This window comes from Rubinisphaera italica (assembly GCF_007859715.1).
Classification (GTDB): Bacteria; Planctomycetota; Planctomycetia; order Planctomycetales; family Planctomycetaceae; genus Rubinisphaera; species Rubinisphaera italica.
In genome coordinates, this window is the sequence record NZ_SJPG01000001.1 from 1,198,530 (window position 1) to 1,214,473 (window position 15,944).

The following is a 15,944-nucleotide window of genomic DNA, read 5'->3' on the forward strand; positions in this document are numbered from 1 at the left end:
AGTGTGACCTGCAAATATCTATTAATAAATCACTGGAGACTGTGACTCATGACTCGCGTATCGCTGTTTCTTTTTTTTATCGTCCTTCAAGGTTCAATGCTTTCTGCTTTCGTAGAAGCTGGCGAATCGAGCACATTTGATGCGGAGAAACGCCCGGAGAAATGGGCTGTGAATTATGGACACTGGGAACCCCAGGATGGGGTGCTGGTCTGTCGTCAGATGAAAGTCGATAATCATCCGGCTGCATCACGCTGGCAAATTCCTATGACCGATGGAACTGTAACATGTCGCTATCAGTTTGATGGGGCAACATTCTTCCACATTGGATTCGATCCTGCTCGCGGTACGCTCGACAAAAAAGGTCATTTGTATTCATTGGTAATCACGCCGGATTCTGCCAGCATCAAAAAGCATAAGGATAAAGCAGATCCCAACTCTAAAGATCAGACAATGTCGACAATGAAATTTGACAAGCCTATGTCGGGTTGGCATACGATCAGCCTGAAAACACAAGGGAGTACTGTTACGGTAAATCTCGACAATCAACAACAGTTGACCGCATCAGATCCGACGTTTGCTGTTCAAAAACCAGCCATTGTTTTTCGTGTCGGTGGTGAAGATCTGCTGCTGGATGATGTGCAGATCGAAATCGACAAGCACTGAGGTAACTTTTTCTTGCTGAAATGAATAATCATTTTTCTGCAAGAGTGATTTTGCGACTTTCTGGAACATTTGTTAAAGTCATAAAAAACGATCAAGATTCTGTTTACTCCAAGTCGGTAGATAGAGATACTTCCATCCGGCTGAAAAGTGATCTTTTTCACCTTATTGAAATTCGTATCTTCATTTTTCAGAAATGTACGAAGAACTAAGGGGAAATGATTTACGCGGTCCATGACGGTTTTCAATATTATTTGAACATGCGAATAAGTTCTCAAGGAATAACCTCGTGCCGAATCGGATGAATGCTGATGATTTCTTACCCCGAAGTCCTCGGGGAAAATCTCATAAAAACCAGGAGCAGACGAACCCTAAGTCGCGGCCACAGGTTGATGCGATGTCACCAGTTGCTTTACGTCTGGCGGTCAGTCAAATGACTACCAAGAAGTGGTCGTTCCGGGATGAACTTGATATGACCCGTGAACTCGGTCTGAAGCATGTCGGTTTGTGGCGGTGGAAATATGAGGAGGAGTCGGAGCAGCGCACTGCCGATTTGCTCGAAGACTATTGTTTAAATGTTTCAAGCATTTCCTGGATTGGAGGCTTTACCGGAACCAATGGGTATTTGCTGGAAGATATTCTAGAAGAGTCTAAAAAAGTCATTCGGTTTGCCAGCTGGATTGGTGCCCGAACGATTGTCGTTTCAACTGGGGAGCGTGGAACACACATCCACAAACATGTCATGCGGGTCGTTCGGGAGTCTCTTCTGGAACTTGCTGATTTTGCCGCTGAGTTTGATATTCATTTGGCAATCTCTCCAATGTCCCCATCGACTGCCCATGGCTGGACATTCATCACATCCTTGCGAAAATGTCGAGAATTACTGGAACAGTGTAATCATGAGCATATTGGTCTGTGTCTGCATGGATTTCATTCACTGCAGGAACGTCATTGGAAAGCGGAGTTGCGGCCCCTGCTCTCCAAGTTGAAACTGGTCAGACTGAGTGACGGTTTGACTGCCAGCAAACCCCGTAAGCAATGTTTACCGTTCAGCGGGAAAATGAATCTGGTGGCGATGCTGGAATTCCTGGAATCGAATGGGTACCGTAATCTGTACGAAATCGATACGTGGAGCGATGATGTCTGGCAATGTGAACAGATTGAACCGTTCCAGAAATGCCTGCAGGATATTATTACCAATTTCCCCCCCGCTTCGGATCAATGACGCCAATTCGGATGCCTGTTACCCCAAAGTTCTCTTCAGATGTCTACCCCTCAAATGATGACGATAGAAGATCTTGCCCGTTATATGGGAAGAGATCTTCGTGAAGTCGAAAAAATGGCAGCCAAGAATTTAATTCCAGGGCGAAAAGTTGACGGGAAATGGACTTTCCAACTCAATGAAATCCGCACGTGGATCGAAGGGGAATTTGACAATTATTCTCCGGACGAGTGGGCAAATCTGGAGGTCTCGCAACAATCTGAAGATGTCGATCAGGATTTTCCTGTCAGTAGTCTGCTCACACCCGCCAATATCGAAATTCCCATCCAAGCTCGAACAAAGCGATCTGTACTGGAACGACTGGTTCATTTAGCTGGAAAAACCTGGCAGGTCTGGTCTCCCGACGAAGTTCTGAAAGCGGTCGTCGAGCGGGAAAATACCCAAAGCACGGCTTTGGAAGGGGGAATTGCCATTCCTCACCCGGGAAAACCGATGCCGGAAGCTGTTGGGGAATCAGTTATTTCTTTTGGACGATCCATCAACGGCATTCCTTTTGGTGGGACTCGAGGATTAACGGACCTCTTTTTTCTGATTTTGTGCCGGGATAACACGACACATCTCCAAATTCTAGCCCGTCTGGGCCGCCTGTTTCTAATCCCCGGCTTTGTAGCACAACTTCGCGAGGCGGAAACTCCAGAGGATGCCTGGCAGGTAATCGCCGATGCTGAAAAAACGCTCGGCTAATCGAATTGCTGCCCTATGCACACGTACGCTTGCGTCAGCTGCCTGAAAAGCGTAAGAACTTGGAAACAATTGATTCGTATTCCATTAGCAAACTCTGATTCCTTCGTAGGGTCCGCGGTGCGGACTATTTATCTACTCGACGATTCAATTGATATTACCGAACCCTGACACTCAAAAATCGGTCCGCACAGCGGACCCCGCAAACAATAGTTCATAGCTTGAGAAAGAGTATCCATGTCCGCTCCATTGAATAAGTACAGTGCCCATATCACCCAGCCGCGAAGTCAGGGAGCGTCTCAGGCCATGCTTTACGGCACCGGCATGAGCGAAGAGGACATGAATCGGGCACAGGTCGGTATTGGCAGCGTGTGGTACGAAGGCAATACCTGTAATATGCACCTGCTCGATCTTGCCGCAAAAGTTAAAGAAGGTGTGCAGGCAGCCGGTCTCGTCGGTATGCGTTTTAATACCATCGGCGTGAGTGATGGGATTTCTATGGGGACCGACGGGATGTCATACTCACTGCAATCCCGCGATTTGATTGCAGACTCCATCGAAACTATTATGGGAGCACAATGGTACGATGGTCTGGTCACTTTGCCAGGGTGCGACAAAAACATGCCTGGTTGCATGATGGCGATGGGACGATTGAATCGTCCTTCTCTGATGGTTTATGGTGGAACCATTAAAGCCGGTTGTGGGTTGCAGAAAGAAAAGCTCGACATCGTTTCCGCTTTTCAGTCTTACGGGCAGTATCTGGCTGGCACAATTACCGAAGAAGAGCGAAAAGAAATTGTGAAGCGAAGTTGTCCTGGAGCAGGGGCTTGCGGTGGAATGTACACCGCCAACACAATGGCCTCAGCCATTGAAGCCCTCGGCATGTCGTTGCCTTACAGTTCTTCGATTCCTGCGGTCGATCCAGATAAGTATCAGGAATGCCTGGCTGCTGGAGCCGCTGTTAAGTATTTACTCGAACAGGATATCAAGCCACGGGATATCATGACCCGTGAAGCTTTTGAAAATGCTCTCGTCATCGTAATGGCCTTGGGAGGTTCTACAAATGCAGTGCTGCACTTGATCGCAATGGCACGAGCCGTCGATGTTCCGTTGACGATTGATGATTTTCAATCCGTCAGCGACCGGACACCATTCCTGGCCGACTTGAAACCTTCCGGCTTCTTTGTGCAGGAAGACTTACACAGCATCGGCGGTACGCCAGCAGTTCTAAAATATCTGATGGAAGAGGGATTCATCACTGGCGACTGCATGACGGTCACAGGCAAAACGCTGGCTGAGAATGTCGCTGATTTGCCTGGACTGAAAGAAGGCCAGAAAATCGTACGACCGATTTCTGATCCGATCAAGAAAACTGGACACATCCGCATCTTACGCGGCAACGTGGCCACGGAAGGAGCGGTTGCAAAGATCACCGGCAAAGAAGGTCTCGTCTTCTCCGGCCCGGCTCTCTGCTACGACAGCGAAGAGGAGATGCTCACTGGCCTCGAAAATAAGGAAATCAAAGGTGGTGAAGTCATCGTCATTCGCTATGAAGGCCCCAAAGGCGGCCCGGGGATGCCTGAGATGCTCACCCCGACTTCAGCCATCGTCGGAGCAGGGTTGGGAGATAAAGTCGCCTTAATGACCGATGGTCGCTTTTCAGGCGGATCGCACGGCTTCATCATTGGTCACGTGACACCCGAAGCTCAGGAGGGGGGCACAATCGGTCTGCTGCAAAATGGCGACCAGATTACGATTGATGCGGAAAAGAATCGAATTGATGTCGATCTCTCCGATGAAGAATTGGAAAATCGTCGAAAGAACTGGAATGCTCCGGCTTACAAGTTCAATCGCGGTACCCTCTACAAGTACATCAAAAACGTCAAAAGCGCCAGCGAAGGCTGCGTGACTGATGAGTAATTGAATACAGGCATGAAACGCAAGCGAGTGTGTTGATTCAATTAATACTGAATTCAAGGTCGTCTTAAACACTGCCGGGCAAGCCAGCATTGGAACATGACAAATGATAATTAACGGTAGAGAAACTTATACAGTTTGGCCTCAAATTTAACCCGAAGCGTAAGCAAGGGGACGGCGTAACCTGCAGTTTGATAAAATTCCAATAATACTTTCACAGAATTTTTGAATGTTCCAACCCGACTCCATTGATGAATTAAAAACATGGTGGTCAACGCAAGTTGATCAGCAGGTGCCAATTCGCTGGCGTCATCGCTGGAGGTCGGCTGATTCGACTGAGCGAGCCAATCGGGATTTATCGATCACCCAATTGAATCGTGTGATTGATTATCCGCATCGGGATATGACGGTGACCGTACAAACGGGAATGACGGTTGCGGAATTGGATCAAATCCTGAAAGGACATCATCAGGTATTACCGATTGATGTTCCCGAACCGGACCGCATGACGATTGCCGAAATGATTTGCGGGAACTGGTTCGGCTCCCGCTGTGCTGGTCATGGCACACTCCGTGACTGGCTGCTCGGCGTGACGGCCATTGATGGTCGTGGTCGCATAATCCACTCGGGTGGACGAGTGGTGAAAAATGTTGCTGGGTATGATGTTCAGAAATTTCTAATCGGATCCCGTGGTGAACTGGCGATTCCGCTCGAAGCCTCTTTCAAGGTTATTCCGGTTCCCGAAGCTTATTTGAACTGCGTTTATCAAACCGATGATTTCTCGCTCCTTCAGGAAGCCTGGCAAGCCCTGCGGAATTTGCCATTTGATTTCAATATCTTTGATCTGACGAGTTCAGGTCTATTGGAGATTTCCGTTTCTGGATTACCTCAGTCCAATAAGGCACTGAAGGATCAGATTCAATCAACACTGACTTCTTTTGCAGAGATGAATGCAATTCAGTTTGCTGACAATACTAATGAAATAGATAGTTGGAAGACGCTTTTAGAGTCGATCACTCATCCTCAGGATCGATATTTCGCGATCCGGGTGGGCGTTCGGCCTTCACAGACTGTTGAGGTTCTTAAACTCGCAGCAGATTGCGGTCTCATAGCGATAGGCCACGCCAGCCAAGGAGTAATTGTGGTCACCGGTTCATTAAATGTTGTCACGAGCGTACAAAACAAACTTCTAATACAACTGTCGGAACTCAATGCCAATGTCGAATGCCTCGAATCCTCAAAATCACTCTACGATTTAATCCATAAAAACTTTGAGCAAACGAAACTGTCACCACTGAGCGAAAAAATCCGCAACGTCTTCGACCCTCAACGTCTCCTCAAATCCAATGCGGTCATGGTTGAAGGTTGAAGAGGCCAGTGTTCTTTGGCTAGGGAATTGAAAGCCGAGTGCGGAAAGCCGGGGAGTTCGGAACCGCAGGGACAACGTCACCTTTTTCGGCTTTCCGTCCTCCGTTTTCGAACCCTTGGGGTTACGCTTTGCTGAGACCCCAGCCACCCTGATCCAAAAACACTCCACCTTTATCACTCTGCCCTCTGGGCACTCGTCTCTGGCCTTTACTTGCGATTGAACAAAAACCACTAACAAATATCAACCAGCGACTGTTCACTCTTAACGCTCAAACTTCTTCCCCGCGATTTCCAGTTCTTCTGCCGTTACTTCGCCATTTCGATCCGTATCCACCAGCAGGAAAATTGCCCACCATTTGGCAGGGGTTTCGTCTTTGGAGATATGTCCATCTCCATTTTGATCGAGTCTCGCAATGATCTGATCCGCTCTTCCACCCAACCCGCCGTTGGTCGCCTGTGAGTTTTCGAGCGGCACGACAATGTCGCAATAGCCGATCATCATTTCTTCCCAGGTCTGATCTCCCCACCGAACGGTCAATGTCGGATCAGGATTGAAAGCATTCTCTGTGGAATTATCGAAATGAGCCGTGCAGAAGAGTCGGGTTCCCTTTGGTAATGTGAGTGGTTCGCTCAAGCGGTAGGATGTCTGCCAGTTAAAATCATAATAAGGGACTGAGAGAAGCTTCTGTTTTTTGCCGTCAGGATATTGCACTTCGTAGTCAAACGATTTTCCTCGCAGGTGCATGTGAGGCATCATGGTCAGGAGTTGAACATCGGTTTTGGCTCGGGGTGAATAAGCAGTCACTTCGTGATTGTTCTCACCGGGTGGGATTTCAAAGTGTCGATTTGTTGCACTTGTTGTCATCACCTGATGCGTCACTTGCTCCGGGTCTGCAAAAATCAATGCGAATTGACTGAGGTCTTCCTGGGGTGAGCCGATTGGGGTGTAATGCACCTGAAAAATAAGCTCCGAATTAGCAGGGATTTTCTTAGCCATGCCTTTGGGAAACGGTTGAGGAATCAAACCCGGAACATAAGCGGCCAGAAATCCACCTTCTTCACCGCCCGCTCCGCGACCTTTGCTGTTTTTGTCGCGAGCAAACACAAGAATGTGATGCACGACCGCGTAATTACCCGGACGGATTTCAGCAGCCTGCAGCCATTTGTCCTCGGTCAAACCGGGGTCGACTTTGTAATACTGGTATTTGACTTCCCCCGTCGCTGGAACGGCAACAGGCTTTTGAGTGATGGGAAGAATCAGATCCGGCTCTCGTGGCAACTGCCAGAGAGTCGAGAATGTTTTAGCCGGCGGATAATCGGCCTGATTTCCTTCAGGAGCCCCAGCGGCGACCCAGTCGAAAATCATCTGTTTTTGCGACTCTTCCAGGGAACAGTCATTTTTAAATTCTCCAAAACGAGGATCTGCATGCCACGGAGGCATGCGACCTTCACGCACGACTTCCTCGATCATGCCTGCCCAACCTTTGACTTCCTCATAATCCGAAAGAGCAAATGGGGCGACTTGGCCCTCTCGATGACAATCAATACATTTCTCCTGGAAGATACGAATGATTTCTCGGGAGAAAGTAATCTCTTTGGTCGATTTCATCTTTGGTTCACGACCAATAATACAGCCGACCGCTTTTGTGACTGGAACTGTGATTTTATGCCCTGCCAGTAACTCATCCAGTGCGTTCTTAAGGTCGTTTGTACGCGGTTCCTTTAGAAGCGTGCCAATTCCAAACTGATCATCAATTCGACCGCGATAGCGGATACGATACTCGTCATCCAGCAGAAAAGCTTCTGGTGTCCGTTCGGCGGAGAATTGATCCGCAACTCGATTATGGATGTCTTTGAGCAGGGGAAATGAAATCTCATGCAGGCTGGCGTACTCTGCAATATTCTCGATGGAATCGTGCTGATTTGACATGATTCCATAGAAATTGACATTCTGATAGGCAGGAGAGGCTGACATCTCCTGAAGACGCTCAGCATACAATTTTGCCAAAGGACACTCAGTCCCCATAAACACAATGACAGACGCTTTCATATTATTGTCATACAGTGATTGAGTTGTGCCTGTCTGATCCTTTAACACGAAATTGCCCAATTGTGCAGGGACAGGCTGTTGATTTCCTTCTTCGGCTTGACTCTCGTAAAGGAAAATCAATGAAAGGAGACAGGTCGTAAACAGCACGAATGGATTGAATTTGATCGGAGAAATTTGGGAATGGATCATTTGCTTATCAACGGAGAAAGATATTCGAAAAAGAAAGCCAAAACTCATCAAGAGACATCCTGGACCATTTTCAAATGGTTTCTGCAGTCGCTTGGACACCAAATGTCCTGAAACACCGTGTTCGCTCCTGCTGAACGCTGCAGATAATTTTTGAATGTGCTCTGGATAACATAGAGTACTCAAAAATAGCACATCAGGATTTAACTTTTTGTACTAAAACCAGAATTCTAAAATCAGGAAATAAAAATCAGTGCCTATTTTGGCAAGGTACAAAATTTTGATTCCATTCCTATTGACAGATGTCCGAAAATACTTAATCTAAATATAAGTCTCTTCTTATTGATTCAGCTGCTCAATTCTTACGAACTGTTTCTGGTTCAAGATCTTCTAACTGATTGTCTGTAGTTTAACTAGATCGATGCGATCTGTTTCATTTATCTGATGGAGTTGCATGACGAGTCCAATTTAGAATTCTAAATGATGGGATGCGTGACTATGGGGGCGAGGGCCATTGCAACCGTATACGCAATAAACTGCTCAGGCGATTTCAGTTCGGCTGAGAATGAAATCCTGGAAAAGCAGGGATATCACATCCAAATGCATTCCTCGGTTGAGAGTTTACTGCGCGAGATCATTGTGGAAGAACCGGGATGTGTGCTCGTCTGTTCGAAGCAGAATAAAGAACTGATTTTTCAGTTAATTCGAGAATTCAAAAAGCGAAAAATACTACAGCAGATTGTGTTCGTTGCTGAAGAGATTGGAATCGAGTTGGCCGTCGAAGTTATTAGAGAAGGTGCCTACGCAGTTGTTGAATTACCCTGCTCGAATGTAATTCTGTTGAACACTGTTAGGGAAACAATCGCCAAATCGGCAGCAGAATTATCGAAGCGTAAAGAATTATTGGAGTTGATGCGGAAGTTTCGATCATTGACTGACGATGAGTTAGGGATTCTCGAAGCGTTAGTGAATGGTGAAGGAAACAAGCAAATGGCTCATCGGCTTGATGTCAGTTCCCGAACGATCGATCGTCGCAAACGGGCACTGTTCGAAAAATTAAAAGTTGATTCACTGGCGGATTTGCTTCTCTCTTATATCCGCTGGTCGCAGGTCGATAAAATCTCTCAGTCTTTGTAGTTATTATGTTGCATTCTTGGTTTTAGGCTGATAAACGGCCGAGACAACCAGTCTTCGTCCATAGGTCGACTGATCTGACCCGGTGTGAGTCCAGAACTGCTTCTCTTCTGCATTCTTTGCCTTACGGATTTTCTTGCGGCAATAAGCTCGTTGTGGAATTCCCAGGATTCTCTCGAAGAAATGCTTTGGCTTTTTCTCATCGACATCATGCAGTTGCACGTCTGAAAATCCCGCCAACTTTAAATACAGATACAACTGCGGAAACGACCACGGCATGATGTGCATGTGTGTGCCCCGTTTGATTTTTCCCACCAGGCAGGGGAAACTCGGGAAAAAGCCGCGTAAGAAAAATTGCATTCGGGCAGCAGGGAACCAGATATTGGGTGTGGTGATTACAATTAAACCACCATCATTGAGATGCCTGCTCGCATGTTCGACGAGTAAAAGTGGATTTCCGACATGCTCAATCCCTTCACAAGTCACGAATGCATCGAACTTTCCGAGGTCTTCCGGCAAGCCGTAATCGAGGTCGGCTTTCTGAAAGTCTTTGTAGCCATCGGGCTTTTCTTCAAACAGATCCAGCCCGGTCACTTCCGGCTGGTAATCGAGATCCCTCAGCAACCATCCATCTCCCGAAGGGGCATCGAGAATTGTCGCCGGTCGTTTTTCATTGAGGATTTTTACCGCGACAGGGCGATTCGATTTACCAGATTCCATGGAATAACAGCCCGATTTAGGAGTAGGTCAGGCACTGCCTGACATGTGTAATTGTTGACATTGAATTTCGTCAGGCACAGCCTGGCATACGGTCTTAAGCGGCTCGAACGAGTTGACTGTCCTGAACCGAATAAAAGACGTCCTCCATCCGATCCAGCATGAAGTCGATAGGAAATTTCTGGATCGCTTTCTGGTAACCAGCCTCGGCATATTGTTCGCGAAGTTCATCACGGTCGAGTAGGAGATTGATTGCATCGGCCAAAGCTCGCGAGTCTTCGGGAGCCACGATTAAGCCGGTTTCTTCGTGATCGACTGCTTCGCAAATACTACCTGCAGTTGTGGAGATCACCGGCAGTCGGCAACTCATCGCCTGCATAATACTTTGGGGGACACCTTCCACGGAACCGTACGAAGGAAGTACGAACAGATCGAGAGCCTGCAGCCACGGAACAACATTCTGCTGATGTCCCACCCGATGAATCCGATCGGAAATATTGAGTTCCTTGATTTTATTTTCAATGTTCTCCTTGGAGAGGCCATCACCCACAAACACAAAATCAAAATCGTCACGTGGCATTTGGGCTAATGCTTCGCAGGCAACAGCATGTCCTTTTTCGCGACGCAGAGCCGCAACGATCCCGACAAGCTTGCGATCAGTCGGCAGGCCTAACTCCTGGCGAGCTTTCAGGCGATCTCCCGGCACAAACTTTTGAGTATCGACGCCGGTTGGAATGGAGCGTAATCGATTGAGGGAAACTCCATTGCGTTCCGAGAGTGATTTGACGATTTCTACCCCGCAGGTCACAACAAAATCCGAACCACTGCGATATAGCCAGTTCGAAGCCATATTTTTAGGGACGGGAATGCCGACGTGCCGAGTGCGGACTAGTCGAGGTCGGTTTGCGATTGTTCGTGAAGCGACTCCAAACAACCAGCTGTCGATCGAACTGTGCGTATTGACGACATTGACATCTCGATTGTCATTCAGCCATTTTCGAACGGCATTCAAGCAACTAAAGTTCTTTTTCTGCAGTGAAACAGGTTCGACAGGCACGCCAAATTCACAGGCTCGCTGAAAAATGGTCGATTCCGGCGTGCAGAGCACCCGTACCTGATGCCCACGTTCAAGCATGCCCCGTGATTCCGTGAGAATTCTCACTTCCTGCCCACCCCAGCCCCAGGAGCTTTCCGAGTGGACAATGTTAAGTGGTTGATTCCGAGCCATCTCAATCCCTTGATCTGTCACGCGTAGCGAAATATATCATTTGAGGTATCGGAAAATCCTGAAATCCTTATCAGGCAACGATATGAGGCGAACTATCTCAGATCAGCAATAATCCAGCAATGGCAGTTTTTTAGTGAATAGTCGTTAGTTAATAGTGAATAGGAAGTGAAACATCGGTCACACAATTCGTTCCATGCTGAATACTATTAACTATTCACTATTAACTAACGACTAAATTCACGGATTCAGGCATTTCAGATCGTCGACAACAAACATCCCGTCTTTGCGGATCATTTCCCCGTCAAACCAGACTTCACCTCCACCAGCGTGGGGCATCTGGTTGAGAATCAGGTCCCAGTGGACGCTGCTGCGGTTGCTGTTGTCGGCTGTGGTGTAGGCGTTGCCGGGAGTGAAATGCAGGGATCCGCCGATTTTTTCATCGAAGAGTGTATCCAGAATCGGCTGTTTGACGTTGTAGTTCACGCCCAGTGAGAACTCGCCGATGTAGCGGGCTCCCTCATCGGAATCGAGAATCTGATTTAATCGCTCGGCCTGGCCGTTGCAGTCGGCCTTGATGATTTTCCCGTTCTCGAAGGTGAATTGAATATCCTGAAAGAGTGTCCCCTGATATCGGCTCGGGACGTTGTAGTGGATTGTTCCGTTAACCGAATCACGAACAGGAGCGGTAAAGACTTCACCATCAGGAATATTTCGTCGACCGAAACAGGGAACGACCGGAATTTCTTTGATCGAAAACGACAAATCCGTTCCGGGAGCAACAATTCTGACCTGATCTGTCGCGAGCATGCGATCCACCAGCGGTTTTTCTGCGATTTCCATCGCAGCATAATCGGCTGTTGTGACTTGATAGTAAAAGTCTTCAAAAGCTTCTGTACTCATATTAGCTGATTGAGCCATTGAACCTGTTGGATATCGTAGGACAACCCAACGCGTGTGAGGCACACGAATTTCAAAATGGACCGGCTTCATATACAGCTGAGAATATTTTTCCATCTTCTGAGCGGGGAGATCGGAAAACTCGGCAGAATTCTCGGCGGCTCGAATTCCAATATAGGCCTGCATCTGCTTCATGCGGGCAGCATCGATTTCTGCGGCAGCAGTGAGAGCGGCATCATCCGCTTCCACAACCCAAGTGCGGGTGATTTGATTATTTCGCAATTGCACATGCGGAATCGCTCCCACGGCCAGAGATTTTTTAACCAGCAGTTGTATCAATCGGGGATCGGGCAGATCGAACGCCTCAATCAAAACATTCTCGCCTGCTTCAAGGCGACAACTGTGACTAATCAAAATCTCCGCTAATTTTTCCTGACGAGGATCCATCGACAATAACCTTCCGAGACTGGTGTTTGGGGAAGTCTCTAAGTTAGCGGAGGAGGAGGATTTTTTGAAGGCGGAAGGGTGTAGAGGCCAGTGTTGAATGGCTAGTGGCCAGTGAAATTTTAGAAATGTTTCGAAGCCTTCTCATCACTAGCCTTTGGGCACTGGCCTTTTTCCGAGATCCAATTGAACAATCTCGACATTCCCCTGCTTATCCCGGCTGCTTGGTCGATGATCGCAGGACATGCAGGCGGATTCTTTGCTGGTGAGGCGGCGGACTAAGAGGCCGATGGCGATTAGCACAAAGCCCAGAGCAACGTAGGTTTGCCAGTCATTCCACATTTTATCCCTTTATGAAAAGCATCCCAATCTGGTATGTCAGCAGTGCTCCCAAATAGGCGAGGGTGGTCATGTAAGTGAAGGAGAAAATCGGCCATTTCCAAGAATTTGTCTCGCGTCGCATCACCATTAGCGTCGCTCCGCACTGGGCACATAAGGCGAAGAAAACCATCACCGATAACGCGACCGGAATATTGAAAACAGGTTCTCCATTGCTGTGACGAGCTGATTTCAGCCGATCTCTCAATTGAGGATCTTCTTCGTCAACATCTCCTCCAAGGCTGTAAATGGTGCCCAATGTTCCCACAATCACTTCACGTGCCGGGAACGATGCCAACACTCCAACGCCAATCCGCCAGTCCCATCCGAGCGGGCGGACGACAGGTTCAATCGCATGGCCAGCTCGTCCCAGAAAACTTTCATTCAGCAATGAGGCAGCCAAAACTCTGCGTTGTTCCTGAAGCTGATCTTCCGCGGGACTCCCTTCTTCAATTGTTCCACCTTCCAGCTGTGCGTCAACCTGATCAAGCTTCTGGTGGTCGCCAGGGAAATAGCCGGCTGCCCAGACGACGACTGTTGTCAGGAAAATCAAAGTCCCTGCTCGCATCACAAACGCTTTCGAGCGATCGTAAACGCGGTCGAACACTACCCGAATTGAAGGAAGTTTGAAGCTTGGCAATTCCATCACAAAGGGAGCGGGTTCCCCTTTGAACCAGGTTTTCTTGAGCAGCCAGGCAATTGGTACCGCAACAACGGCTCCCAGAATGTAGAAGATGAACAGCACAATGGCTTGTGTCTTGATCCATGTTCCGAATAGGGAATCGTTCGGAATAAACGCATTGATCATCAGCAGATAAACGGGCAATCGAGCCGAGCAACTCATGAGCGGAGCCACCAGAATTGTGACGAATCGATCTTTGCGATCTTCAATGGTTCGTGTTGCCATGATGCCGGGAATCGCACAGGCGTAGGAAGACATCAGCGGCACAAAAGATTTCCCGCTCAGGCCGACCCGTGTCATCAGACGATCCATAATGTAAGCCGCGCGGGACATGTAGCCGCAGTCTTCAAGAATGGCAATGAATAAAAACAGGATGGCAATTTGGGGCAGGAAGACAACGACTGATCCCACGCCTCCAATCAGTCCATCAATAATCAAACTTCTTAAGGCACCGGGAGCCATCAAATCCATCACGAAATCTGCGGACATTTCCTGCAGCGATTCAATCGCGTCCATCAAGGGGCCAGCCCACGTGTAAATCGCCTGGAACATTAAGAACATAATCGCTGCAAAAAAGACAGGTCCCCAGAAGCGATGGGTTAACCATTGGTCGAGGGTGTCTTTCTTGGTTTTCAATACCTGTTCAGGCTTTGTGACCAAGCCGTCAAGAGTCTGTTTGACCCATTGATATCGCACGCGAGGTTCAATTGCCGGGATTGGGCAATCTTTGGAGGCAAGCTCTGTTCTCAAATTTGCAATGAAGGAATTAAGCGACTGGTCTTCCTTCAAAACTTCCCGTTCGGTTTCGCCGTGCACATCGAGCAGCAATCGCTCGGCTAGAAAATGGGGCAGGGGAAGCCCGGTTCGTTTTTCGACTTCTTCCTGAAGTTGTTCTTTCGCTTCACGAAAGCTGTCCGGGAATAATTTCGGAGGGATGAAATCGGCTTTCGAACAGTTTTCAACCAGTGAAACAATTTCTGATTTGAGCTTATCGAGGCCAATCCCTTTTCGAGCTGAGGTCGGAACGACTTTTACGCCGAGCCGATTTTCCAGTTCCTGAACATCAATCGCGATGTCCCGCTTCAAAACTTCGTCCCACATGTTGAGGACAAGAATTGCGGGGATTCCCAGGTCGAGAATCTGGCTGAACAAATACAGATTTCGATCCAGATTTGTGGCATCGACTATGCAGATCACACCATCAATTGGCTCTGCTTTTTTTTGTGTTCCCAGAAGCACGCGAACCGAAACCATTTCATCGGCTGTTCGCGGAGAAAGGCTGTAGGTACCAGGAAGATCGATCAGCTGAATTTCGCGACCTTGGAAACGGAAGCGTCCCACCTTCTTTTCGACGGTCACGCCGGGATAGTTTCCGACCTGAGCATTCATACCAGCCAGAGCATTAAATAGTGTGCTCTTGCCGGTATTAGGGTTACCAATGACTGCAATGGCATGGGAGGTATGTGTTTTTTTGCCGGAAACTGCAGGTTTCCCGGTCGTTTCTGACTTGGAACCCGGAACAGTCATCGTGAAAAATCCTCATCAGAGAGCTATTTTACAGCTGGTAGGCAGAATTATTGGGTGGGGAGTCGCACGGAAATGCGTGAGGCTTCAACTTTTCGCAGAGAGATCTGGCAACCTGAAACGCGATATTCCAAGGGATCGCCCAGAGGAGCCCGTCCGATCATTTCAATTGGTTCTTCGGGGAGCAGACCCATTTCCATGAGTCGCATTGCGATTGAATCCGTTCCATCGACCGATTCAATAATCGCTTGATCTCCTTCTCGCAGTTCGCTCAGCAGGGGCATGAAAGTTCCGTTATCAGCTATTTAGAATTCTTAAATCAACTGAGTCGTCGAGCCGACAGAAACCAGAATCATGGCCGCCTGACCACAACGCAGCAATAAATCACGACCATCGATATTCACGAGAATCGGTGAGTCATTTCGCTTGAGTGTAATTTTGCAGCCACAGCAAATGCCCATCTCGTTGAGGCGATGAACGGTCCGTTCGTCGCCGGAAATGTCGACAATTGTGCCGCGCTCTCCACGTTGAAGGCATTCGACCGGGATTACACTCAGTCCGCAACTCATAGGATTGACTTTCGTTGAACTCGAGATTCAATCTGCTTTTGGATTTAATAGTTTCACTTTATTCAGGATGTCGAAAGTGAGACTCAATCTCAATGCTCTTATGTTAGATCGTCAATCCGTCCATTGCAACGCTATAAGTAATCAAATTTTTCTGCACAGGGAAACTATGTGGGAATGGGAGGGATCAAAATCCTGTCTGCTGAACAAATTGACCTGCGACATTTGGG

The 15,944-nt window shown here is 48.0% G+C and carries 14 protein-coding genes; 6 read left to right on the top strand and 8 right to left on the bottom strand.

Going from position 1 to position 15,944, the window contains the following annotated elements; genetic code table 11:
• Nucleotides 1–48 precede the first annotated feature (48 nt).
• The 5 genes from Pan54_RS04635 to Pan54_RS04655 all read left to right on the top strand — a co-directional run bounded on the left by Pan54_RS04635 (nucleotide 49) and on the right by Pan54_RS04655 (nucleotide 5,909).
• Nucleotides 49–663, top strand: coding sequence for a hypothetical protein (locus Pan54_RS04635; protein ID WP_146502400.1), 615 nt, complete (start codon nucleotides 49–51; stop codon nucleotides 661–663).
• A 286-nt stretch (nucleotides 664–949) separates the two neighbouring features.
• Nucleotides 950–1,885: a sugar phosphate isomerase/epimerase family protein gene (locus Pan54_RS04640; RefSeq protein ID WP_146502401.1), complete on the top strand. Its 936-nt coding sequence runs from the start codon at nucleotides 950–952 to the stop codon at nucleotides 1,883–1,885.
• Between the two features lie 39 nt (nucleotides 1,886–1,924).
• A complete protein-coding gene (locus Pan54_RS04645; RefSeq protein ID WP_146502402.1) occupies nucleotides 1,925–2,626 on the top strand; it encodes a PTS sugar transporter subunit IIA in 702 nt (233 codons plus the stop codon).
• Between the two features lie 234 nt (nucleotides 2,627–2,860).
• On the top strand, nucleotides 2,861–4,543 hold the full coding sequence (ilvD, locus tag Pan54_RS04650) for a dihydroxy-acid dehydratase (protein ID WP_146502403.1): 1,683 nt from the start codon (nucleotides 2,861–2,863) through the stop codon (nucleotides 4,541–4,543).
• A 226-nt stretch (nucleotides 4,544–4,769) separates the two neighbouring features.
• Nucleotides 4,770–5,909 (top strand): FAD-binding oxidoreductase, encoded by a 1,140-nt coding sequence (locus tag Pan54_RS04655; protein ID WP_146502404.1) that lies wholly within the window; start codon nucleotides 4,770–4,772, stop codon nucleotides 5,907–5,909.
• 261 nt (nucleotides 5,910–6,170) lie between these two features.
• Here the strand turns inward: Pan54_RS04655 and Pan54_RS04660 are convergent, their stop codons facing one another.
• Nucleotides 6,171–8,147: a redoxin domain-containing protein gene (locus Pan54_RS04660; protein ID WP_146502405.1), complete on the bottom strand. Its 1,977-nt coding sequence runs from the start codon at nucleotides 8,145–8,147 to the stop codon at nucleotides 6,171–6,173.
• Between the two features lie 495 nt (nucleotides 8,148–8,642).
• Here Pan54_RS04660 and Pan54_RS04665 point away from each other — a divergent pair, with 495 nt between their 5' ends.
• Entirely contained in the window at nucleotides 8,643–9,281 is a 639-nt protein-coding gene (locus Pan54_RS04665) for a response regulator transcription factor (RefSeq protein WP_165441586.1), read from the top strand.
• Between the two features lie 3 nt (nucleotides 9,282–9,284).
• Here Pan54_RS04665 and Pan54_RS04670 read toward each other — a convergent pair whose 3' ends face one another.
• From Pan54_RS04670 to Pan54_RS04700, 7 genes are all read right to left on the bottom strand, one after another.
• Nucleotides 9,285–9,998, bottom strand: coding sequence for a class I SAM-dependent methyltransferase (locus Pan54_RS04670; RefSeq protein ID WP_146502407.1), 714 nt, complete (start codon nucleotides 9,996–9,998; stop codon nucleotides 9,285–9,287).
• 94 nt (nucleotides 9,999–10,092) lie between these two features.
• The gene (locus Pan54_RS04675; protein WP_146502408.1) at nucleotides 10,093–11,223 is read right to left on the bottom strand and encodes a glycosyltransferase family 4 protein; all 1,131 of its coding nucleotides are present in this window, start codon (nucleotides 11,221–11,223) and stop codon (nucleotides 10,093–10,095) included.
• 237 nt (nucleotides 11,224–11,460) lie between these two features.
• Nucleotides 11,461–12,567, bottom strand: coding sequence for an aminopeptidase (locus Pan54_RS04680; protein ID WP_146502409.1), 1,107 nt, complete (start codon nucleotides 12,565–12,567; stop codon nucleotides 11,461–11,463).
• A 147-nt stretch (nucleotides 12,568–12,714) separates the two neighbouring features.
• The gene (locus tag Pan54_RS04685) at nucleotides 12,715–12,906 is read right to left on the bottom strand and encodes a hypothetical protein (protein WP_146502410.1); all 192 of its coding nucleotides are present in this window, start codon (nucleotides 12,904–12,906) and stop codon (nucleotides 12,715–12,717) included.
• Nucleotide 12,907: 1 nt separating this feature from the next.
• Nucleotides 12,908–15,151, bottom strand: a complete 2,244-nt coding sequence (gene feoB / locus Pan54_RS04690; RefSeq protein ID WP_146502411.1) for a ferrous iron transport protein B — start codon at nucleotides 15,149–15,151, stop codon at nucleotides 12,908–12,910.
• A gap of 47 nt (nucleotides 15,152–15,198) precedes the next feature.
• Entirely contained in the window at nucleotides 15,199–15,432 is a 234-nt protein-coding gene (locus tag Pan54_RS04695) for a FeoA family protein (protein ID WP_146502412.1), read from the bottom strand.
• A 30-nt stretch (nucleotides 15,433–15,462) separates the two neighbouring features.
• Nucleotides 15,463–15,717: a FeoA family protein gene (locus Pan54_RS04700; protein ID WP_146502413.1), complete on the bottom strand. Its 255-nt coding sequence runs from the start codon at nucleotides 15,715–15,717 to the stop codon at nucleotides 15,463–15,465.
• Nucleotides 15,718–15,944 lie beyond the last annotated feature (227 nt).